Raw genomic sequence first — 504 nt, forward strand, 5'->3', positions numbered from 1 at the left:
ACGACAAGGGCCGACTGACCGTCGAGCAGGACCCGCTGGGCGCGGTGACGGCGTATCAGTACGACGACGCCGGACGCTTGGTCGCGCTGTTTCCAGGAGAGGATGAGCCGACGTCCTACGAGCATGACAATGGTTTCGTACGGGTCGTGCGGCGTGGTGAGGCGGTCTGGAAATACGAGCGTAATGAGCAAGGCGATGTCATCCGCAGGATTGATCCGGAGGGCAACGCGACGGATTACAGCTACGACAAGCGGGGACAACTGACGGGGGTCTGGTATCCCGACCACAGTTGTCATCGGCTGGTGTGGAATGAGCGCGGGCAGCTTGTTGAAGAACAGCTGCCCAATGGCGGCATCAAGCGCTATCGATATGACGACCTGGGGCGGCAGGTTGCGCGGGAGGACGAATACGGCGCGCTGACTCAGTATCAATGGGACGCGGTAGGACGTTTGGCTCGCTGGGTACTGCCGGACGGCGCTACACGGGAATTCAGCTACAACCCCT

The 504-nt window shown here is 61.3% G+C and carries 1 pseudogene; it reads left to right on the forward strand.

Annotated features, from left to right (window positions below):
- Positions 1 to 504 (forward strand): annotated as a pseudogene (locus BFP89_RS00380) (type IV secretion protein Rhs); the annotation flags it as partial.

The organism is Pseudomonas sp. 31 R 17 (assembly GCF_900004915.1).
GTDB lineage: Bacteria > Pseudomonadota > Gammaproteobacteria > Pseudomonadales > Pseudomonadaceae > Aquipseudomonas > Aquipseudomonas orientalis_A.